A 21,517-nucleotide genomic window follows, 5' to 3' on the forward strand; every position below is an offset into this window, starting at 1 on the left:
GGCCAGACGGACACGGTCCCGCGTACGGGACTCGGTGTGCACGTCAGCCAAATTCACCATCCCATTGTGACCTATTTCGGGGACAGAGTCCAAGGCAGGCTGGCCTAAGCCAGCCGTGCGGCGCGCCTCCACCACCCGGGGTGGGGGACCGTCAGTCGGACCAGCGCAGGAGACGCCGGGCGACGAGCCCGGCCAGGGCCGCCCACAGGACCAGGAGGCAGAGTGCCGGCCAGTCCCAGGCGCCGTCCAGCAGAGCCGAGCGCAGCCCGTCGCCGAGGGCGGCCGAGGGCAGCAGCGACACCACGGCCCCGAGGCCACCGGGCAGCATCCCCGCGGGCAGCAGCACGCCACCCGCACCGGCGAGGAGCACCCACACCAGGTTGGCCAGGGCCAGCACCGCCTCCGCACGCAACGCCCCGCCGAGGCACGCGGCGAGCAGCGCGAACGCCGCCACCCCCAGGACGACCACGACCGCCGCCGGTGCCAGCCCGGCGGGCGTGGGACGCCAGCCGAGCGCCACGCCGACCGCTCCGAGGACGGTCATCTGGACAGCGACGACGACCAGTACCGACAGGGCCTTCGCCAGCAGCAGCCCACCACGACCCAGCGGTGTGGTGCCCAGCAGCCTCAGCACGCCCCAGCGACGCTCGAAGCCCAGCAGGATGGCCTGACCGGTGAACGCCGTCGACATCACCGCCAGCGCCAGGACGCCGGGCACGACCACGTCGACCCTCTCCACCCCCGCCCAGGGCCCCACGGACAGGTCCGGGTAGGGCACGTGCACGAGCGCGAGGAGCGCCAGCAGCGGGAGAACCAGCGAGACCAGCAGCTGCTCACCGTGACGCAGGAGGCCGGCCGTCTCGAACCGCGCCTGCGCCAGGACGCGGGCCAGGGGCCGGGCGGCCCGGGTCGGGGCCGCGGTCGAGGTCATCGCACGGCCCCGTCGGTGAGCGAGAAGTAGGTGTGCTCCAGGCCCCCGCCACCGGCGACCTCGGCCAGGGTGCCGTCCGCGGCGCAACGACCGCCCACGACCACCACGACGCGGTCGGCGAGACGCTCGGCCTCCTCGAAGCTGTGGGTGGTGACGACCGTGGCGGTGCCCCCGTCCGCGACCTCCCGGACGATGCTGTGGACCTCGCGCCGCGCGTGCGGGTCCAGGCCGGCGGTCGGCTCGTCGAGGAAGAGGATGTCAGGACGACCGAGCAGGGCGGTGGCGAGCGACACCCGCTGGCGCTGCCCGCCGGACAGGCGCCGGACCGGGGTGCCGGCGAAGGCGTCGATGCCGAGGCGCGCGGCCAGGTCGTCGACGTCGAGCGGGTCGGTCCAGAACTGGGCGACGTGCCGCAGCAGCGCGACCGGTCGCACCGACTGGGGCAGCCCGCCGTCCTGCAGCATGACGCCGACCCGGGCCCGGTGCTCGGCGTCGGCGCCCCACGGGTCGGAGCCCAGGACCTCCACCCGGCCGGAGTCGGGGCGCTGCAGGCCGGTCGCGATCTCGACGGCCGTCGTCTTCCCCGCCCCGTTCGGCCCCAGGACGCACGTGACCTCGCCGGACCTGGCCGACCAGGAGAGCCCGTCGAGGGCGACCGTGCTCCCGAAGCGCCGCGTCACGTCGTGCATGACGAGGGCGGGGGTCGTGCTCACGCTCACCGGACCGCCGGGCCGGCCACGGGCTCCGGCACCGTCACCTCGGCACGGCTCACCGCCAGGGCGGTGTCGACGACCGCTGCCGCGAGGGCGGCGAGCACCGCCGCCCCCACCAGGTGGAGCGCGACCGCCGCCACCGGCAGCCCGGAGAAGAACTGGTAGTAGCCGACGAGCGCCTGCAGCACCAGGACGACGAGGAGGGCGAGGACGAGGCGTCGCAGGGGGGCGGGCCAGCTGTCCCTGACCCCCAGGACCACGGCCCCGACGGTGCCGGCGAGCAGCAGGTAGGCCGGTGCGGTGTGGAACCGGGTGATCCAGTAGGGGTCGAAGGCGTGCCGGGCCACCTCGCCGGAGTCCCCCGCGTGCGGACCGGTCCCCGTCACCAGGGTGCCGACATAGATGACGACGAAGGTCAGCACGCCCAGCACCACGGCCAGGCCGCGCAGGGTGCGTGCTGCCGGACCGGTGACCTGGCCGCCCCGCTCGGTGCGGGCGACAGCGGGCAGGGAGAGGCGCCGGGCACGGCATACCAGCACCGCGGCGGCCGCGATCATCAGTGCCGAGAGCACGAAGTGCACGCCGACGACCCACGGGTTGAGACCGGTGCGGACCGTCACCCCGCCCACGACGGCCTGCACGACGACGCCGAGCCCGATGCCCAGGGCGAGCACGAAGAGGTCCGGGTGCCGCCGACGCTGACGGACCACCGCGAGGAAGGCGAGCAGGGCGGCCAGGGCGACGAGGAAGGTGAGCAGGCGGTTGCCGAACTCGATGGCGCCGTGCATCCCCATCTCGGCGGTCGAGGTCCACGAGTCGTCCGTGCAGCGGGGCCAGGTGGGGCAGCCGAGGCCGGAGCCGGTGAGTCGCACCAGGCCGCCGGTGAGCACGAGCAGGGCGTTGGCGGTCAGCGAGAACCAGGCCGTCGCCCGGACCCAGCCGTCCGGCTCGGTCGGCAGCAGGCGGGAGGTCGGCCGCGGGGGCGCCTGGGTGGTCATCGGTCGGGCTCCGGTGTCGGGGTCGTCAGAGGGGCAGGTGCAGCAGCGGGTCCACGGCCACGCCGAGGAAGAGCAGCGTCAGGTAGCTGATCGAGTAGTGGAAGAGGCGCATCGCCCCCAGCTGCGGTCCGCTGACGCCGGCGCGGGCCCGCCCGTGCAACCGGTGCGACTCGAGGACGAACAGCGCCCCGGAGACGACCGCGGTCACCGTGTAGATCCACCCCATGGGGGCCACCGGGACGAGCAGCAGGGAGGCCAGCACGGTGACCCACGCGTAGACGACGATCCGGCGACCCACCGCGACGTCCTCGGCGACCACGGGGAGCATCGGCACACCGGCCGCGGCGTAGTCGTCCCGGAAGCGCATGGACAGGGGCCAGTAGTGCGGCGGCGTCCAGAAGAAGACCACGAGGAAGAGGATCAGGGCCGCCCAGGACAGCGAGTCGGTCACCGCCGACCAGCCGATGAGCACCGGCATGCAGCCGGCCACCCCTCCCCAGACGATGTTCTGGCTGGTCCGCCGTTTGAGGAGGACCGTGTAGAAGACGACGTAGAGGAGGATCGCGCCGAGGGCCAGCCAGGCCGAGAGCCAGTTGACCAGCAGCCCCAGCCAGAGCACCGAGGCCACCCCCAGGACGGCGCCGAAGACGAGCGCGTCGCGAGGCCGCACCCGCCCGGTGACCAGCGGGCGGTTGGACGTGCGGTGCATCCGCGCGTCGATGTCGCGGTCCAGGTAGCAGTTCAGGACGTTGGCCGAGGCGGCCGCGAGGGTCCCCCCGACGAGGGTGGTGACGATGAGCCAGACCGGGGGGACCCCGCGCTGGGCGAGGAACATCACCGGGAAGGTGGTGACGAGGAGCAGCTCGATGATCCGCGGCTTGGTGAGGGCGACGTAGTCCCGCACGACCTGGCGCCAGCCCTCCTGGCCCTGCCCCGACGGAGGCGCCTCCGCGGAGCCGTCGGGCAGCGGGTGCGGGTCGAGCGTGGTCACGGTGTCCTTCGGGAGGGCGGTGTCGTCGTGGGTCGGCGTCGGCACGACGCTCTCCGCTCGATGGTACTCGGTCGGGTACCCCGCCCCGACGCGCGGCGGGGGGCCAGGGGCGGCCCGGGCAAGAGACGGCAACGAGGGCGCTCGTGAGGGCGAAGCACTAAGGTCGCAGGTATGCCGCCGGGCTCCTCTCGTCGGTCCCGGCACCTGCCGTCCCGCACCAGGAGGAACAGCTCGTGAGCGACACCGCCCTCTCCCCCACCGCCGGCCGCGACGAGAGCCTGTCCCGGCCTGTCGCCGACGAGGTGGGGTGGACAGACCTGGACGTCCGCGCCGTCGACACCGTCCGGGTGCTCGCGGCGGACGCCGTCGAGAACGTCGGGAACGGGCACCCCGGCACCGCGATGAGCCTGGCGCCGCTGGCCTACCTCCTCTACCAGAACGTCATGCGGCACGACCCGTCCGACCCCCACTGGCTGGGTCGGGACCGGTTCGTCCTCTCCGCCGGGCACTCGAGCCTGACGCAGTACCTCCAGCTCTACCTGTCCGGCTACGGCCTGGAGATGTCGGACCTGAAGGCACTGCGCACCTGGGGCAGCAAGACCCCCGGCCACCCGGAGGTGCACCACACCACCGGTGTCGAGATCACCACCGGCCCGCTGGGTTCCGGGCTGGCCAGCGCCGTGGGCATGGCGATGGCCCAGCGCCGTCAGCGCGGGATGCTCGACCCGGACGCCGCCCCCGGGGAGTCGCCGTTCGACCACCACGTGTGGGTCGTCGCCTCCGACGGCGACCTGATGGAGGGGGTCAGCTCCGAGGCCAGCTCCCTGGCCGGGCACCAGGAGCTGGCCAACCTCACGGTGGTCTACGACCAGAACTTCATCTCGATCGAGGACGACACCGACATCTCCTTCAGCGAGGACGTCGGCAAGCGCTACGAGGCCTACGGCTGGCACGTCGAGACCATCGACTGGCGCGGCAGCGCGGGCGACAGCGGTGGGGCGACGGAGGACCGCGAGGGTGTGCAGACACGCGAGGGCGGCTACGTGGAGGACGTCGACACCCTCCATGCCGCGCTGCAGGCCTCCCGCACCCGCACCGACCGGCCCACCCTCATCGTGCTGCGCACGGTCATCGCCTGGCCCGCCCCGACGGCGCAGGACACCGGCGCCTCGCACGGCTCGGCCCTGGGGTCGGACGAGATCGCCGCGACCAAGACGCTGCTCGGCTTCGACCCGGGGCAGACCTTCCCGGAGGAGCCGGAGGTGCTCGCGCACGCCCGGCGCGTCGTGGAGCGCGGGCAGCAGGCGCACGCCACCTGGCAGGAGTCCTTCGACGCCTGGCGCGCCGCGAACCCGGAGTCCGCGTCGCTGCTCGACCGGTTGCTGGCCAAGGAGCTCCCCGAGGGCCTCGACGCCGCGCTGCCCGTCTTCGACGCCGACGAGAAGGGGATGGCCACCCGCAAAGCCTCCGGCGAGGTGCTCACGGCCCTCGCGCCCGTGATGCCCGAGCTGTGGGGCGGGTCCGCCGACCTCGCGGGGTCCAACAACACGACGATGAAGGGTGAGCCCAGCTTCGTCCCCGAGTCCAGGGCCACGAGCATGTTCCCCGGCCACCGCTACGGTCGCACCCTGCACTTCGGCATCCGCGAGCACGGGATGGGGATGATCCTCAACGGCATCGTCCTGGAGGGACTCACCCGCCCCTACGGCGGCACCTTCCTGGTCTTCTCCGACTACATGCGCCCGGCCGTGCGGCTGGCCGCGGTGCAGCAGCTCCCGGTGATCTACGTCTGGACGCACGACAGCATCGGGCTGGGCGAGGACGGGCCGACCCACCAGCCGGTGGAGCACCTCGCCGCCCTGCGGGCGATCCCGGGTCTCGACGTGGTGCGGCCGGCCGACGCCAACGAGACCGCGGTCGCGTGGCGCACGATCCTGGCCACGGTCGACCACCCCGCCGCCCTGGCGCTGACCCGCCAGAACGTCCCCACCTTCGACCGGACCGTCATGGGAGCAGCCGAGGGCACCGCGCGCGGCGGGTACGTCCTCGCGGAGGCGGACGGGGGCGAGCCCCAGGTCGTCCTCATCGGCACCGGTTCCGAGGTGCAGCTCGCCGTCGGGGCCAGGGCGGAGCTGCAGGCCGCCGGCATCCCCACGCGGGTCGTCTCGATGCCCTGCCGCGAGTGGTTCGACGCGCAGGACCAGGCCTACCGCGACACGGTGCTGCCCCCGGCCGTCCGGGCCCGGGTCTCGGTCGAGGCCGGGATCGCCCAGGGCTGGCGCGAGCTCGTCGGTGACGCCGGACGGATCGTCAGCCTGGAGCACTTCGGGGCCTCGGCCGACGAGAAGACCCTCTACCGCGAGTTCGGCATCACCCTCGAGACGGTCGCAGCCGCAGCCCGCGAGTCGCTGCGGGCCGCCTCCGGCGAGGCGTCCTCGGCCCCCGGGCACTCCACCCCGCACGAGCCCACCGACGACGAGAGCACGCTGGGGGACGCCGGAGACGGCGGCACCCGGTCCACCGACGAGACGCAGAACTGAGGAGCGACGATGAACGACGCCAAGCCCACCGCTGACCCCCACGACGACGACACCGCCGGCAGCGAGGCCACCCGCACCACCCTGCACGAGCTCGCGGACGCCGGCGTGTCCGTCTGGCTCGATGACCTCAACCGACCGATGATCGCCGACGGTGACCTGCAGGAGTACGTCGAGCGCGGCGTCCTCGGCGTCACCACCAACCCGACGATCTTCGCGACGGCCCTGTCCGAGGGCGACGCCTACAGCGCCCAGGTGGCGACCCTGGCCGGCAGCACCGTCGACGAGGCCGTCTTCGCCCTGACGACCGAGGACGTCCGCAACGCCTGCGACGTGCTCGCGCCCGTCCACGCCGCCACGGACGGCCTCGACGGCCGGGTCTCGATCGAGGTCGACCCCCGGCTGGCCAAGGACACCCGGGGCACCGTCGAGATGGCGAAGCGGCTGTGGGCCGAGATCGACCGGCCCAACCTGCTGGTGAAGATCCCGGCCACCGTCGAGGGGCTGCCCGCCATCGCCCAGACCCTCGCCGAGGGCATCAGCGTCAACGTCACGCTGATCTTCGGGCTCGACCGCTACCGCGGGGTGATGAACGCCTACCTCACCGGCCTCGAGCAGGCCCGTGAGCACGGCAAGGACCTGTCCACGATCCACTCCGTCGCCAGCTTCTTCGTGTCCCGCGTGGACGCCGAGATCGACGGGCGGCTGGAGGAGATCGGCTCCGAGGAGGCGCTGGCGCTGCGGGGCAGGGCCGGCCTGGCCAACGCCCGCCTGGCCTACCAGGCCTTCGAGGAGGTCTTCTCCACGCCGCGCTGGCAGAACCTCGCCGACGACGGGGCGCACGTGCAGCGTCCCCTCTGGGCCAGCACCGGGGTCAAGAACCCCGACTACCCCGACACCCTCTACGTCACCGAGCTCGTCGCGGCCAGCACCGTCAACACGATGCCGAGCAAGACGCTGGAGGCCACGGTGGACCACGGCGAGCTGACCGGCGACACCATCACCGGCCGCTACGCCGAGGCGCAGCAGGTCCTCGACGACCTCGAGCGCGTGGGTGTGTCCTACGCGGAGGTGGTGGAGCTGCTGGAGACCGAGGGCGTGGACAAGTTCGAGAAGTCCTGGGCCGAGCTGCTGGAGAGCGTGCAGACCGAGCTCGACAAGGCGGTGGCGGACGCGTGAGCACCCTCACCGTCCAGGCCGTCGGGGCCGCCGCCGACGCCGTGGAGCGCCACCTGGGCCCGCTCGTGGAGGAGCGGTTCGCCTCCCGGCTCTTCGCAAAGGACGCCACGCTCTGGGGTCCGGACGCGGAGGCGGAGGCCGAGGTCCGCCTCTCCTGGGTCGGGCTGGCCCGCACCTCCCGTCCGCTGGTGGGCGAGATCGAGGCCCTGCGCGAGCAGCTGCGCGTCCGCGGTGTCACCCGCGTCGTGCTGTGCGGCATGGGGGGTTCCTCCCTGGCGCCCGAGGTCATCTGCGCCACCGCCGGGGTGCCCCTCGTGGTGCTCGACAGCTCGGACCCCGACATGGTGCGGGCCGTCCTGGAGGAGGACCTGGACGGCACCGCCGTGGTCGTCTCCTCCAAGTCAGGCTCCACCCTGGAGACCGACAGCCAGCGGCGGGCCTTCGTCGACGCGTTCTCCCGCGCCGGACTCGACCCCACGGAGCGGGTGGTCGTGGTCACCGACCCCGGCAGCCCGCTCGACCAGCAGTCCCGGGCCGACGGCTACCGGGTGGTCAACGCCGACCCCGACGTCGGCGGGCGCTACTCCGCCCTGACCGCCTTCGGTCTCGTGCCGTCGGGGCTGGCAGGCGTCGACGTCGGCGCCCTGCTCGACGAGGCGGAGGAGGTCGCCGACCTCCTCGCGGACGACGACCCGGGCAACCCCGGGCTCCGACTGGGCGCCGCCCTCGCGGGCACCGAGCCCCTGCGTGACAAGCTGCTGCTCGCCGATGCCGGGTCCAACGTCGTCGGGCTCGGGGACTGGGCCGAGCAGCTCATCGCCGAGTCCACGGGCAAGTCCGGCCGGGGCGTGCTCCCCGTGGTCACCCCCCCGGGGCAGGCGCCGACCGAGGGCATCGCCGACCCCTCGGACTGCACGGTGGTCGTCCTCGCGCCCGAGGACATTGACGACGGCCACGCTGACGGCGAGGAGATCGCCATACCCGAGGCGACCGCGGCCGGTTCGCTCGTCAGCGTCGCCGGCTCGCTCGGCGCCCAGCTCCTCCTCTGGGAGGTGGCGACCGTGGTCGCCGGCCGCCTGCTGGGGATCAACCCGTTCGACCAGCCGGACGTGGAGAGCGCCAAGAATGCCGCCCGCGAGATCATGGCCGCCGGCTCGGGCGCCGAGGCCGCACCCACCCTCGTCGACGGTGCGGTGCAGGTGCGGGGCGGCAGCTGGCTGCCGGCCGGCGCGACCACCGTCGGGCAGGCACTGGAGGCTCTTCTCGGCGAGCTCGACCCCGCGGACGGCTACCTGGCCGTGATGGTCTACCTGGACCGGCTCGAGCGCGCTGGGCTCGCCTCCGTCCAGGCCGACCTCGTGCGTCGCACTGGACGACCGGTGACCTTCGGCTGGGGTCCGCGCTTCCTGCACTCGACCGGCCAGTACCACAAGGGCGGGCCGGCGCAGGGGGTGTTCCTGCAGGTGACCGGTGAGCCGGCCGAGGACCTGGCGGTGCCCGGCAAGGACTTCACCTTCGGGGAGTTCATCGCCGCGCAGGCAGCGGGCGACGCCGCCGTGCTGGCCGAGCACGGGCGGCCCGTGCTCCGGCTGCACCTGATCGACCAGGGGCAGGGCCTGGCCCAGCTGCGGCAGGCGATCTCCGGGTGAGCACCCGCGTCCCGGCCCCTGTCACCGCTGACTCCAACCCGTTGCGCGACCCGGACGACAAGCGCCTCCCGCGCATCGCCGGGCCGTGCAGCATGGTGATGTTCGGGGTGACGGGAGACCTGGCCCGCAAGAAGCTGATGCCGGCGATCTACGACCTGGCCAACCGGGGCCTGCTGCCGCCCGGCTTCTCCCTCGTCGGGTTCGCGCGGCGGGAGTGGGCCGACCAGGACTTCGCCCGGATCGTGCACGACTCGGTCCGGGCGCACGCCAGGACGCCCTTCCGCGAGGAGGTCTGGCGCTCTCTGGCCGAGGGTTTCCGGTTCGTGCCGGGCGCCTTCGACGACGCCGAGGCCTTCGAGCTGCTGGCCCGCACCGTCCACGCGCTCGACCGGGAGCGGGGCACCGGCGGGAACCACGCCTTCTACCTCTCGATCCCGCCCGACTGGTTCGCCCCGGTCTGCTCGCAGTTGCAGCGCTCCGGGCTCTCGGACCCGCGGCCCGGCACCTGGCGCCGCGTGGTCATCGAGAAGCCGTTCGGCCACGACCTCGGGAGCGCGCAGCAGCTCAACGCCATCGTGGAGGGCGTCTTCCCCGCGGACTCGATCTTCCGGATCGACCACTACCTCGGCAAGGAGACGGTGCAGAACCTCCTGGCGCTGCGTTTCGCCAACCAGATGTTCGAGCCGGTCTGGAACAGCCACTACGTCGACCACGTGCAGATCACGATGGCCGAGGACATCGGGATCGGCGGGCGCGCCGGCTACTACGACACGGTCGGCGCGGCGCGTGACGTCATCCAGAACCACCTGCTCCAGCTCCTGGCGCTGACGGCGATGGAGGCCCCGATCGCCTTCACCGCCGACGCGGTGCGCTCGGAGAAGGAGAAGGTCCTCGCCTCCGTCCGGCTGCTGGACGACCTGGACCGCTCGTCCGCCCGCGGCCGCTACTCCGCAGGGTGGCAGGGGGACGAGAGGGTCCGCGGTTACCTCGAGGAGGACGGGGTCGACGCGGGCTCGACCACCGAGACGTATGCCGCGATGAAGGTCGAGGTGCACACGCGCCGGTGGGCCGGTGTCCCGTTCTACCTGCGCACCGGAAAACGTCTGGGCAAGCGGGTGACGGAGATCGCCGTCGTCCTGAAGCGGGCGCCGCACCTGCCGTTCACCGACACGGCCACCGAGGAGCTGGGCCAGAACGCCGTGGTGGTCAGGGTCCAGCCCGACGAGGGCGTGACCATGCGCTTCGGCTCCAAGGTGCCGGGCAGCCAGATGGAGGTGCGGGACGTGACGATGGACTTCGGCTACGGCGCCTCCTTCACCGAGTCCAGCCCGGAGGCCTACGAACGGCTCATCCTGGACGTGCTGCTCGGGGAGCCGCCGCTCTTCCCCCGGCACGAGGAGGTCGAGTCCTCCTGGCGCATCCTCGACCCGATCATCGAGCACTGGCGAGCGAGCGGCACGCCGCCCGAGGACTACGTCGCCGGCACGTGGGGCCCTGTGTCCGCCGACGAGCTGATGCGGCGCGACGGCCGCGAGTGGAGGCTGCCGTGATCCGGGACCTGCCCAGCACCTCCACCTCGACGGTGGTCAAGGAGCTCCTGCGGCTGCGCAACGACGTCGGAGCGATGGCGATGGGGCGGGTCCTGACGCTCATCGTCTCGGTGGACGAGGACGACGCCGACGCCGCGCTGCAGGCGGCCAACGACGCGACGCGCCTGCACCCGGCCCGGATCGTCGTGGTCGTCTCCGCCAACAGCCGCGGGAAGGGGCGCCTGGACGCCCAGATCAGGGTGGGCGGGGACGCGGGCGCCAGCGAGATCGTCGTGCTCCGCCTCTACGGCGACCTCACCCGGCAGCAGGCGGCGGTCGTCACGCCGCTGCTGCTGCCCGACTCACCCATCGTCGCCTGGTGGCCCGGGGAGGCACCCAAGGACGTCGCCGACTCCCCCGTGGGCCAGATGGCGCACCGTCGGATCACCGACGCGGCTGCCGAAGGGCGCGACGGGACCACCGAGCTGCGCCGCAGGGCCCGGACCTACCGGCCGGGCGACACCGACCTGGCCTGGACGAGGATCACCCGCTGGCGCGCGCTCCTGGCGGCGTCGCTGGAGGGCGCTCCGTACGAGCCGGTCGACTCCGCCACCGTCGTCGCCGAGGCCGGTGACCCCAGTGCGGAGCTGCTCGCCGGCTGGCTCGCGCACGCCCTCCGCACCCCCGTCTCCCTCGCCCGCAGCGGCTCGGGCACGGGGCTGGTGAGCGTCCGGCTCGACCGCGCGTCCGGTCCGGTGGACCTCGTGCGCAGCGACGACGGCACCGACACCGCGACGCTCAGCCGGGTGGACAGCCTCCCCCGTCTCGTCGCCCTGCACACCCCGTCACTGGCGGAATCCCTCGCGGAGGAGCTGCGCCGGCTCGACGCCGACGAGGTCTACGCGTCCGCGCTGTGCGAGGGCATCCCGCTCGTGCGCCGCAGCGGGTCGCGGCAGGAGGCGGTCGGTGCCGGACGGGCGCCCGACGGACCCGCGAGCATCGACACCTCCGGCCGGCGGCAGGTGGCATCCTCCCGCCTCACCGGTCCACCCCCCTCCGACGACACGACCCGCGACGGCGTGCGTGACCGGGTCGTGGAGGGTCTGGAGTCGGCCCGGCGCTCGGACGTGCGGGTCCACCCCGACAAGGTCTCGCTCGCCGACGCCGTCGTCTCCGAGCTCGTCCGTCGCGTGGAGGCCGCGGTAGCCGACCGCGGCGAGGCCCACGTCGTGCTGACCGGAGGGTCGATGGGTTCGGCCGTCGTCGAGTCGCTCGCCCGCCGCGGCCGTGCCGGCGATCTCGACCGCGCGGTCTGGCGTGAGGTCCACCTGTGGTGGGGTGACGAACGCTTCGTCCCGTCGGGGAGCCCGGACCGCAACGACGCCCAGGCGGACGAGGCCGGCCTGGGCGAGGTCCCGGTCCTGCGGCGTAACGTCCACCGCGCGCCTTCGGGCCGCTCACCGCAGCGGCTGGCCGAGGCCGCCGCGCGCTACGCCACGGCACTGGCTGAGCACGCCGCCCCGGTGGAGCCGGCCGCCGAGGCCGGACGGGTCGCGGTCCCCGAGCTCGACGTGGTGCTCCTCGGCGTCGGGCCCGACGCGCACGTCGCCTCGCTGTTCCCCGGCAGCCCGCAGCTGCGGCTGACGTCCGTGACGACCGCGGCGGTGCCGGACTCGCCCAAGGACCCGCCGATGCGGGTCACGCTGACGCTGCCGGCGCTGAGCTCCGGCCGCGCCGTCTGGCTCGTCGTCGCCGGTGAGGACAAGGCGGAGGCGGTCGACCGGGCCCTCGCCGCGCGGGACGACCCCGAGCTGCCCGCGTCGTGCGTCCGCGGGCGCGACGAGACGGTGTGGTGGGTCGACGAGGCCTGCGCACCCTCCACCGTGCTGGAAGGCTCCCGCACGGGGTGAGCGCGCACGTCGTGGCGTGCGGACGGTCGGCCCTCCCCGCGTCCCCGCGGCTCAGACGGGTGGTGTCACGCGCCGGGGCCGCCACCGATGCCGCGGGCCCGCATGGCGTCGAGCGCCTCGTCGAGCAGGGCGGCACCGTCGGTGTCGCTGCGTCGTTCCTTGACGTAGGCGAGGTGGGTCTTGTACGGCTCCGTGCGGGGCGGCCTCGGCGGGTTGTCCCGGTCCTGCCCCGCCGGCATACCGCAGGTCGGGCAGTCCCAGACCTCGGGGACCTCGACCTCGTCGCCCGCGGCGAAGCTGGGACGGGTCTCGTGACCGTTGCCGCACCAGTAGCTGACGAAGAAGCGCGGGGCGGACTCCCCGCGCTCGCTCTCGCCCATCGGACCTGAGCCGACCCGGCTCCCGCGGATCGCGTTGGTCCCGACCATGCTGCCTCCTCGCTGTGTCCGTGACCCGAGGTCACGGCGGTGGCGTCCGACGGACGTCGCCGCAGGTCAACCGACCACACATTACCCGGTGAGGTGGCGCTGGCGGCGTACGGTGTCCGCGGCGCGCCAGGGCCGGCCGGGGTGGCTCAGCTGAACCGGATGAGGACGCCGATCCCGACGATGACCACGGTCCAGATCAGGGCCATCGCGACCGTGATCCGGTTGAGGTTGCGCTCGGCGACCGACGAACCGCCGAGGCTGCTGCTCAGACCACCGCCGAACATGTCGGACATGCCGCCGCCACGCCCCTTGTGCATGAGGATGAGCAGCACCAGGAAGCAGCTGGTGATGATCAGCAGACCGTTGAGGAACCAGCGCACGTACTCCACGCAGGACACACCTTCGTCGTTCGGGGGAAAAGTCGAGCGCCCCGGACCGCGGGGCCCGGGGCGACTGACAGCCTAGCTCAGCCGAGGTCAGGCGACCGACCCGCCGTGGTGCTGGCGGTACCGGCAGATCGCCGCGAAGTCCTCGACGGACAACGAGGCACCGCCGACGAGAGCTCCGTCGACGTCCTGCTGCGCCATGATCTCCGCGACGTTGCCCGGTTTGACCGAGCCGCCGTAGAGCACCCTCAGCCCGTCGGCCACCGACGACCCGACCAGGTCGGCGACGGTCTCCCGGACGGCGGCGCAGACCTCCTGCGCGTCGGCCGGGGTGGCCACCTCCCCGGTGCCGATGGCCCAGACGGGCTCGTAGGCGACGACCACCTTGGCCACCTGCTCGCCGTCGAGGCCGTCCAGGGCCGCGCGCAGCTGCGTCGTGACGTGCTCCACGTGGGTGCCGGCCTGACGCACCTCCAGCCGCTCCCCGACGCACAGGATCGGCACCAGCCCGTGACGCAGGGCCGCGCGCACCTTGGCGCCCACGAGGTCGTCACCCTCCGCGTGGTACTCCCGCCGCTCGGAGTGACCGACGGCGACGTAGGTGCATCCCAGCTTGGCCAGGAAGGCACCGGAGATCTCCCCGGTGTAGGCGCCCTCGTCGTGCTGGGACAGGTCCTGGGCGCCGTAGACCAGGTCCAGCCTGTCCCCCTGCACCAGCGTCTGGACCGAGCGGAGGTCGGTGAACGGGGGCAGCACCGCCACCTCGACGGCGGCATGGTCGTGCTTGCCGTCCTTGAGCGTCCAGTCCAGCTTCTGGACGAGGTGGGTGGCCTGGAGGTGGTCGAGGTTCATCTTCCAGTTGCCCGCCATGAGCGGGGTCCGTGATGTGCTCCTGCCGGCCATCTCAGGCCTCCAGGACGGAGAGGCCGGGGAGCTCCTTGCCCTCGAGGTACTCCAGGCTCGCCCCACCACCGGTGGAGATGTGCCCGAAGTCCTCGTCGGCGTGGCCGAACTCACGGACGGCGGCAGCGCTGTCGCCGCCGCCGACCACCGTCATGGCGCCGGCCCGGGTGCGCTCCACGAGCGCCTCGGCCACCACCCTGGTGCCGCTCGCGAACGGCTCCATCTCGAACGCGCCCATCGGGCCGTTCCAGAAGATGGTCCTGGCGTCGGAGAGCCTGGACACGAAGAGCTTCTCCGACTCTGGACCGATGTCCAGGCCCATCATGTCGGCGGGTATGCCGTCGGCCGGCACGACGCGGTGCGCGGCGTCCGCGGAGAACGCGTCGGCGACCACGATGTCGGTCGGCAGGACGATCTCCACGCCCCGCTCGGCGGCTGTCTCCAGGTAGCCGCGGACGGTGTCCACCTGGTCCTCCTCGAGCAGGCTCGTGCCCACCTCGTGGCCCTGGGCCTTGAGGAAGGTGAAGACCATGCCGCCGCCGACGAGTAGCCGGTCGGCGACGGTGATCAGGGACTCGATGACACCCAGCTTGTCGCTGACCTTCGCACCGCCGAGGACCACGGCGTAGGGCCGCTGCGGATCCTCCCTCAGCTGGCGCATCACCTCGACCTCGGAGCGGACCAGCCCACCCGCAGCGTGCGGCAGGAGCCGTGCGACGTCATACACGGAGGCCTGCGCGCGGTGCACGACGCCGAAACCGTCGGAGACGAAGGCGTCCGCGAGCCCGGCGAGCCGGCCCGCGAAGTCGGCCCGCTCCTCGTCCGACCTGGCCGTCTCCCCCGGGTTGAACCGGAGGTTCTCCAGGACGACGACGTCACCGTCGGACATCGCCCGCACCGCGGCCTGCGCCTTCTCCCCCACGGTCTCCTCGACGAAGGTGACGGGGCGGCCGAGCAGCTGGCCGAGCCGCTCGGCGACCGGGGCGAGGGAGTACCTCGCCTCCGGGGCGCCCTTGGGCCGCCCGAGGTGCGCCGTGACGACGACCCTGGCCCCGGCGTCGGCGAGCTGGGTGATCGTCGGCACCGAGGCGCGCACGCGGCCGTCGTCGGTGATGGTGCTGCCGTCCAGCGGCACGTTGAGGTCGCTGCGGACCAGCACGGTGCGCCCGGCCAGTCCCCCCAGCTCCTCCGTCAGCTGCTCGATCGTGCGCATCGGCGTCAGAGCTTGCTGCCGACCAGCGCGACCAGGTCCACGAGGCGGTTCGAGTAGCCCCACTCGTTGTCGTACCAACCGACCACCTTGACCTGGTCCCCGATGACCTTGGTGAGGCCGGAGTCGAAGATGCAGGAGGCGGGGTCGGTCTCGATGTCCTTGGAGACGATGGGGTCCTCGGTGTAGACGAGGATGCCCTTCATGTCGCCCTCCGCCGCCTTCTTGACGGCGGCGTTGACCTCCTCGACGGTGACCTCACGGCTCGCCTGGAACGTCAGGTCGGTGGCCGACCCGGTCGGCGTCGGCACCCGCAGCGCGTAGCCGTCGAACTTGCCCTTGAGCTCGGGCAGCACCAGCGCGACGGCCTGGGCGGCCCCGGTCTTGGTGGGCACGATGTTGAGCGCGGCCGCACGGGCGCGGCGCAGGTCGCTGTGCGGGCCGTCCTGGAGGTTCTGGTCGGCCGTGTAGGCGTGGATGGTGGTCATCAGGCCCTTGACGATCCCGAACTCGTCGTTCAGCACCTTGGCCATCGGGGCGAGGCAGTTCGTGGTGCAGGAGGCGTTGGAGATGATGTGGTGGGCAGCGGGGTCGTAGTCCTTGTCGTTGACCCCCATCACCAGCGTGATGTCCTCGTTCTTGGCGGGCGCGGAGATGATGACCTTCTTGGCGCCGGCGTCGATGTGGGCCTGGGCCTTCGTGGCGTCGGTGAAGATGCCGGTCGACTCGATGACGATGTCGGCGCCGAGGTCGCCCCACGGCAGCGCGGACGGGTCCCGCTCGGCGAAGGCCTTCACGGCCTTGCCGTTGACGGTGATCTCCGTCTCGGACGAGGTCACCTCCCCCTCCAGACGGCCCAGGATGGAGTCGTACTTGAGCAGGTGCGCGAGGGTGGCGTTGTCGGTCAGGTCGTTGACGCCGACGATCTCGATGTCTGCGCCGGAGGCGAGCACGGCCCGCATGAAGTTGCGGCCGATGCGACCGAAGCCGTTGATGCCTACGCGAACGGTCATGAGGAAACCTTCCCTGGTGGCTGGTGCGGCACGCTCTCGTGCGCGCCGCCGGACACGACGACGTCGTCCTGTCCCAACCTATCGACGTCCGGCACCCGTCACCAAGGGGGGTGCTCCTACTCGTCGAACATCTCCGCGGTGAGGTTGGCGTCGGTGCCGTCGATGCCGAGGTCCTCGGCCCGCTTGTCGGCCATCGCCAGGAGACGCCGGATCCGGCCGGCGACCGCGTCCTTGGTCATCGGCGGGTCCGCGAGCTGCCCGAGCTCCTCCAGGCTGGCCTGCTTGTGCTGCAGGCGCAGGGCCCCGGCCACCCGGAGGTGCTCGGGCACCTCCTCGCCGAGGATCTCCAGCGCCCGCTCGACGCGGGCCCCGGCCGCGACGGCCGCGCGGGCTGAACGGCGCAGGTTCGCGTCGTCGAAGTTGGCCAGGCGGTTGGCGGTGGCCCGCACCTCCCGGCGCATCCGCCGCTCCTCCCAGGCGAGCACCGCGTCGTGGGCCCCCAGCCGGGTGAGCATGGCCCCGATCGCGTCGCCGTCACGCAGCACCACCCGGTCCACGCCCCGCACCTCGCGGGCCTTGGCCTGGATGCCGAGCCGGCGCGCGGCGCCGACCAGCGCCAGCGCCGCCTCGGGGCCCGGGCTGGTCACCTCGAGCGCCGACGACCTTCCCGGTTCGGTGATCGACCCGTGCGCCAGGAACGCCCCGCGCCAGGCCGCCTCGGCGTCGCAGACGGCCGCCCCGACCACGCGGGGGGGCAGCCCGCGCACCGGCCGGCCGCGGTGGTCGATCAGGCCGGTCTGCCGGGCCAGGGACTCCCCGTCCCCGGTGGCGCGCACGACATACCTGGTGTACTTGCGGAGCCCGCCGGGGCTCATCACCACGAGCTCGCTCGGGCTGCCGTAGACCTCGGCCATGAAGGCACGGAGCCGACGGGCGCTCTGCGCCGTGTCCAGCTCGGCCTCGATGACGATCCGCCCCCCGACGATGTGCAGCCCGCCGGCGAACCGCAGCATCGTGGACACCTCCGCCTTGCGGCAGCAGGTCTTGGTGACCGGGAGTCGGCTGAGCTCGTCCTTGACCCGCGCGGTCATCGCCACTGCCGTCAACCTCCTGGTGCGCCCGTTCCCCGACGGTGCAGGGGCGTCCGCACCCTCGAGCGGCAGGGTACCCCGCCCCGGCGCGGGTCGCCTCATCGCCGTCCCCCTGCCCGGCGCCCGTCCGCCCTCGTCCACCCGAGCCCCCCCGACCCTGCTCACGCCTGGTCCGCCGCGATGACGTCGCGGTAGGCCGCGGCCAGGCGCAGCGTGTCGTGGACGCCCTGCGGGCGCATCTTGCCCACCGCCGTGACGACGAGGGAGGCCCCGAGCTGGTCCACGGCCCGCTCCAGATCGCGACGGTCCCCGTCGGTGCCGACCACCCGCGGGTCGGCGATGACGTGGTCGAAGGCGAGGCCGGGGGCGTGCGCGACGATGGCCTCGACGTGCTCGGCCGCGGAGTAGCCGGTGGTCTCCTCGTCGCTGATGTTGACGTTCAGGGTGAGGACCCGTCGGGCCGGGGTGTCCCGCAGCGCACGGAGGAGGTCCGGCACCAGCAGGTGCGGCATCACGGAGGTGAACCAGGACCCGGGGCCGAGCACCACGACGTCGGCGAGGGTGATGGACTCCACGGCCTCCGGGCAGGCCGGCGGCGCCTCCGGCAGCAGCCGGATCGACTCCACCCGACCGGGGTGCCGCGCGACCTGCGACTGCCCGCGCACCATCACCCGTACCCCGTCGCCGTCCTCCCCCGGCACCACCATCGTGGCCTCGATGTCGAGCGGGACGAGAGACATCGGCAGCACCCTCCCACGGGTGTTCAGGAGCCGCCCGACGAGGTCCAGTCCCCTGACCTCCTGCTGGGGCAGCAGGTCCCACAGGGCGGTGATGAGGAGGTTGCCGAGCGCGTGGCCGCCCAGCTCGCCGTCGCCCCGGAAGCGGTGCTGCAGCACGGCCGACCACTGGTGGCCCCAGGCCGTGTCTTCGCACAGGGCGGCCAGCGCCATCCGCAGGTCGCCGGGCGGGAGGATGTCGAACTGCTGGCGCAGCCGGCCGCTGGACCCCCCGTCGTCCGCGACGGTGACCACGGCGGTGATGTCGTCGGAGCTGTGCCGCAGCGCCTGGAGCGAGGCCGAGAGGCCGTGGCCGCCCCCCAGCGCCACGATCCGGGCGCGGCTCACTCGCGCCCCAGGTCGCGGTGGAACGTGGTGAGCGTGACGCCGCGGTCCTCCAGGTCCGCCAGCCGTAGGGCGAGCTCCTCGGCGGTGGCCACGGAGCGGTGCTTGCCACCGGTGCAGCCCACGGCCACGGTCACGTAGCGGCGTCCCTCGAGCAGGTAGCCCTCGACGGCCGTGCGGAGCAGCTGCTCGGCGTGCCCGATGAACTTCTTGGCCAGGTCCTGGCCCAGGACGAAGTCGCGCACCTCGGCGTCCTTGCCGGTGTACGAGCGCAGCTCGGGGATCCAGTAGGGGTTGGGCAGGAAGCGCAGGTCCAGCACGACGTCGGCGTCCAGGGGGATGCCGTACTTGAACCCGAAGGACATGACCGCCAGGCGCAGCCGGACGGCCGTGTCCGAGGTGAGGATCGAGTCGACCCGGGCGGTCAGCTGGTGGACGTTGTAGTTGGACGTGTCCACGACGAGGTCGGCGTTGGAGCGCAGCCCCGCCAGCATCCGACGCTCGCGGCGGATCCCGTCGAGCAGCAGCCCCTCGCCCTGCAGCGGGTGCGGCCGGCGGACGGCGTCGAAGCGTCGGACCAGCGACTCGTCGGAGGCGTCGACGAAGAGCACGCGGGGTCGCCAGCCGCGGGCACCGAGCGCGTCGAGCGCGTGCGAGAGCTCGTTGGTGAAGTCGCGGCTGCGCACGTCGACGATCGCGGCCACCTTCTGCCGCTGAGGATCGTCGGCGGTGACGTCCATGAGCTCGACGATCATCGACGGGGGCAGGTTGTCGACGACGAACCACCCGCGGTCCTCCAGCACGTCGCCGGCGGTGGTGCGTCCCGCACCGGACATGCCGGTGAGGATGACCACGTCGCTGCGTCGTGGCGGGTCCGTCGTCAGGGTGGTGCCGTCTGCCGGCTGGTGGTCCGTGGGTGCGTCCTCGAGGGTCACGGTCTCTGGACTCCGTCGGTCGTGGTGGGTGCCGGACGGCGGGGTCCCGCCTGCCGGATCCGTCCCGGGGTCGGACACGTCAGTCGAGCACCTCGCCTGTGCTCAGGTTAACGGCCAGCGCCTCCTCGGCGCCCTGCAGCCGGGCGATCACCGCCGCGGCGACGGCCGGACCGATCCCGGGCACCTCCACCAGCTCTTCCGCGGTGACCCTGCGGAGCGCCTTCACCGAGCCGAACCGCGCCAGCAGCGCCTGCTGGCGCGCCGGTCCCAGACCGGGTATGCCGTCCAGCTGGCTGACCGTCATCGACCGGGAGCGGCGCTGCCGGTGGAAGGTGTTGGCGAAGCGGTGAGCCTCGTCGCGCACCCTCTGCAGCAGGTAGAGGCCTTCGCTCGTCCGGGGGAGCACCACGGGGAAGTCCTGTCCTGGCAACCACACCTCCTCCAGTCGCTTGGCGAGACCGATCACCGTGACGTCGGCGACGCCCACCTCGAGGAGGGCGGTCTGGGCGGCGTTCACCTGGGGCAGCCCGCCGTCGACGACGACGAGGTTGGGCGGGTAGCGGAACTTGGTGTCCCCGCCGCCCTCCTCCTCCCCGGGCGCCTGGACGAGGTGCCGGAATCGGCGCGTCAGCACCTCGTGCATGGCCGCCGTGTCGTCAGCCGTTCCCTGGCGCACGATGAAGCGGCGGTACTCCGACTTGCGCGGCAGCCCGTCCTCGAAGACCACCATGGACCCGACCACGTCGGTGCCCTGCACGTGGCTGATGTCGAAGGACTCGATGCGCAGGGGTGCGTCCTCGAGCTCGAGGACGTCCTGCAGCTCCTGCAGGGCCTGGGACCGCAGGGTGAGGTCGCCCGATCGGGCGACCTTGTGCCGGGCCAGCGCCTGCTGGGCGTTGCGCGCCACCGTCTGCATGAGGATGCGCTTGTCGCCGCGCTGCGGGACCCGCACGCTCACCCGCGAACCCCGGATGCCGGCCAGCCACTTCTCGAGGTCCTCGACGTCGGTCGGCTCGACCGGCACGAGGACCTCACGGGGGACGTCCTCGCCCCGCTCGCCGCCGTAGACCTGCTGCAGGAGGTGCTCCACGATCGAGCCGAGGTCCTCGGCCCCCTTCTCGCTCACCCACCCGCGCTGACCTCGGATGCGGCCGCCGCGGACGTGGAAGACCTGGACGGCCACCTCCAGCTCGTCGTCGGCCAGCGCGTAGACGTCGGCGTCCGTGCTGTCCGGCAGCACCACCGCCGAGCGCTCCAGCGCGCGTCGCAGGGCGCCGACGTCGTCCCGCATCCGCGCAGCTGTCTCGAAGTCCAGGTCCTGCGACGCGGCCCGCATCCGGGTCTCCAGGTCGCGGACGAAGCGGGCGGTGTCGCCGGCCATGAAGTCGCAGAAGTCCTCGGCGACGGCCCGGTGCTCCTCGGGGGTCACCCGCCCCACGCACGGGGCCGAACACTTGTCGATGTACCCCAGCAGGCAGGGTCGCCCGGACTGCTCGGCCCGGCGGAACACCCCTCTGGAGCAGGTGCGGAGCGGGAACACGCGCAGGAGCGTGTCGAGCGTCTCCCGGATGGCCCAGGCGTGCGTGTAGGGGCCGAAGTAGCGGGTGCCGGGGCGCTTGGCCCCCCGCATCACCTGGGCCCGGGGGAACTCCTCGCCGAGGGTCACCGCGAGGTAGGGGTAGGACTTGTCGTCGCGGTACTTGACGTTGAACCGCGGGTCGAACTCCTTGATCCACGAGTACTCGAGCTGGAGGGCCTCGACCTCGTTGCGGACGACGGTCCACTCGACGCTGGCGCCGGACGTGACCATCTGACGCGTCCGCGGGTGCAGCGCCGAGAGGTCCTGGAAGTACGAGGACAACCGGGACCGCAGCGAGCGCGCCTTGCCCACGTAGATCACGCGGCCGTGCTGGTCGCGGAAGCGGTACACCCCGGGCTCGGTCGGGATCTCGCCCGGCCTGGGCCGATAGCTGGCGGGAGCTGCCACGGGGAG

Annotated in this window: 18 protein-coding genes; 5 read left to right on the forward strand and 13 right to left on the reverse strand. The window is 72.9% G+C overall.

Translation table 11 applies throughout. The features are described 5' to 3' along the window. Positions 1-151 precede the first annotated feature (151 nt). From D4B81_RS03090 to D4B81_RS03105, 4 genes are read right to left on the reverse strand one after another with little or no spacing between them, the layout of a single operon-like run. Complete coding sequence (locus tag D4B81_RS03090; RefSeq protein ID WP_122261032.1) at positions 152-931, reverse strand: ABC transporter permease; 780 nt, start codon at positions 929-931, stop codon at positions 152-154. Further along, a complete protein-coding gene (locus tag D4B81_RS03095; RefSeq protein WP_122261124.1) occupies positions 928-1,620 on the reverse strand; it encodes an ABC transporter ATP-binding protein in 693 nt (230 codons plus the stop codon). Before D4B81_RS03095 ends, D4B81_RS03090 begins: the two co-directional genes overlap by 4 nt. A 26-nt stretch (positions 1,621-1,646) precedes the next feature. Further along, positions 1,647-2,642, reverse strand: a complete 996-nt coding sequence (locus D4B81_RS03100) for a COX15/CtaA family protein (protein WP_122261033.1) — start codon at positions 2,640-2,642, stop codon at positions 1,647-1,649. Between the two features lie 25 nt (positions 2,643-2,667). Beyond that, positions 2,668-3,633, reverse strand: coding sequence for a heme o synthase (locus D4B81_RS03105; protein WP_419866230.1), 966 nt, complete (start codon positions 3,631-3,633; stop codon positions 2,668-2,670). Positions 3,634-3,866: 233 nt separating this feature from the next. Here D4B81_RS03105 and D4B81_RS03110 point away from each other — a divergent pair, with 233 nt between their 5' ends. From D4B81_RS03110 to pgl, 5 genes are read left to right on the forward strand one after another with little or no spacing between them, the layout of a single operon-like run. Further along, positions 3,867-6,173 (forward strand): transketolase family protein, encoded by a 2,307-nt coding sequence (locus D4B81_RS03110; RefSeq protein WP_122261034.1) that lies wholly within the window; start codon positions 3,867-3,869, stop codon positions 6,171-6,173. Between the two features lie 9 nt (positions 6,174-6,182). Further along, positions 6,183-7,349, forward strand: coding sequence for a transaldolase (gene tal, locus D4B81_RS03115; protein ID WP_122261035.1), 1,167 nt, complete (start codon positions 6,183-6,185; stop codon positions 7,347-7,349). Then, positions 7,346-8,998 carry a glucose-6-phosphate isomerase gene (locus tag D4B81_RS03120; protein WP_122261036.1) on the forward strand — a complete coding sequence of 551 codons (1,653 nt, stop codon included), beginning with the start codon at positions 7,346-7,348 and terminating at the stop codon, positions 8,996-8,998. Before tal ends, D4B81_RS03120 begins: the two co-directional genes overlap by 4 nt. Then, positions 8,995-10,548, forward strand: a complete 1,554-nt coding sequence (gene zwf, locus D4B81_RS03125; RefSeq protein WP_122261037.1) for a glucose-6-phosphate dehydrogenase — start codon at positions 8,995-8,997, stop codon at positions 10,546-10,548. The genes D4B81_RS03120 and zwf overlap by 4 nt, the downstream gene beginning before the upstream one ends. Continuing rightward, complete coding sequence (pgl, locus tag D4B81_RS17970; protein WP_161964972.1) at positions 10,545-12,437, forward strand: 6-phosphogluconolactonase; 1,893 nt, start codon at positions 10,545-10,547, stop codon at positions 12,435-12,437. The genes zwf and pgl overlap by 4 nt, the downstream gene beginning before the upstream one ends. A gap of 65 nt (positions 12,438-12,502) precedes the next feature. Here pgl and D4B81_RS03135 read toward each other — a convergent pair whose 3' ends face one another. The 9 genes from D4B81_RS03135 to uvrC form a co-directional block, all read right to left on the reverse strand. Then, positions 12,503-12,865, reverse strand: coding sequence for an RNA polymerase-binding protein RbpA (locus D4B81_RS03135; protein ID WP_122261038.1), 363 nt, complete (start codon positions 12,863-12,865; stop codon positions 12,503-12,505). A gap of 146 nt (positions 12,866-13,011) precedes the next feature. Next, the gene (secG, locus tag D4B81_RS03140) at positions 13,012-13,254 is read right to left on the reverse strand and encodes a preprotein translocase subunit SecG (RefSeq protein WP_097187545.1); all 243 of its coding nucleotides are present in this window, start codon (positions 13,252-13,254) and stop codon (positions 13,012-13,014) included. An 87-nt stretch (positions 13,255-13,341) separates the two neighbouring features. Further along, positions 13,342-14,154, reverse strand: a complete 813-nt coding sequence (gene tpiA, locus D4B81_RS03145) for a triose-phosphate isomerase (RefSeq protein ID WP_097187546.1) — start codon at positions 14,152-14,154, stop codon at positions 13,342-13,344. Position 14,155: 1 nt separating this feature from the next. Further along, positions 14,156-15,367, reverse strand: coding sequence for a phosphoglycerate kinase (locus D4B81_RS03150; protein ID WP_122261039.1), 1,212 nt, complete (start codon positions 15,365-15,367; stop codon positions 14,156-14,158). Between the two features lie 5 nt (positions 15,368-15,372). Further along, positions 15,373-16,377 (reverse strand): type I glyceraldehyde-3-phosphate dehydrogenase, encoded by a 1,005-nt coding sequence (gene gap, locus D4B81_RS03155; protein ID WP_122261040.1) that lies wholly within the window; start codon positions 16,375-16,377, stop codon positions 15,373-15,375. A gap of 116 nt (positions 16,378-16,493) precedes the next feature. Beyond that, a complete protein-coding gene (gene whiA, locus D4B81_RS03160) occupies positions 16,494-17,474 on the reverse strand; it encodes a DNA-binding protein WhiA (protein WP_122261041.1) in 981 nt (326 codons plus the stop codon). A 155-nt stretch (positions 17,475-17,629) separates the two neighbouring features. Beyond that, entirely contained in the window at positions 17,630-18,592 is a 963-nt protein-coding gene (locus D4B81_RS03165; RefSeq protein ID WP_237565776.1) for a gluconeogenesis factor YvcK family protein, read from the reverse strand. Beyond that, positions 18,589-19,524 (reverse strand): RNase adapter RapZ, encoded by a 936-nt coding sequence (gene rapZ / locus D4B81_RS03170; protein WP_419866227.1) that lies wholly within the window; start codon positions 19,522-19,524, stop codon positions 18,589-18,591. Before rapZ ends, D4B81_RS03165 begins: the two co-directional genes overlap by 4 nt. Before the next feature lie 79 nt (positions 19,525-19,603). Beyond that, the gene (gene uvrC, locus D4B81_RS03175; protein WP_122261042.1) at positions 19,604-21,511 is read right to left on the reverse strand and encodes an excinuclease ABC subunit UvrC; all 1,908 of its coding nucleotides are present in this window, start codon (positions 21,509-21,511) and stop codon (positions 19,604-19,606) included. Positions 21,512-21,517: the final 6 nt, after the last annotated feature.

The sequence above is a fragment of the Ornithinimicrobium cerasi genome (assembly GCF_003702705.1).
In the GTDB taxonomy this organism is placed as follows: domain Bacteria; phylum Actinomycetota; class Actinomycetes; order Actinomycetales; family Dermatophilaceae; genus Ornithinicoccus; species Ornithinicoccus cerasi.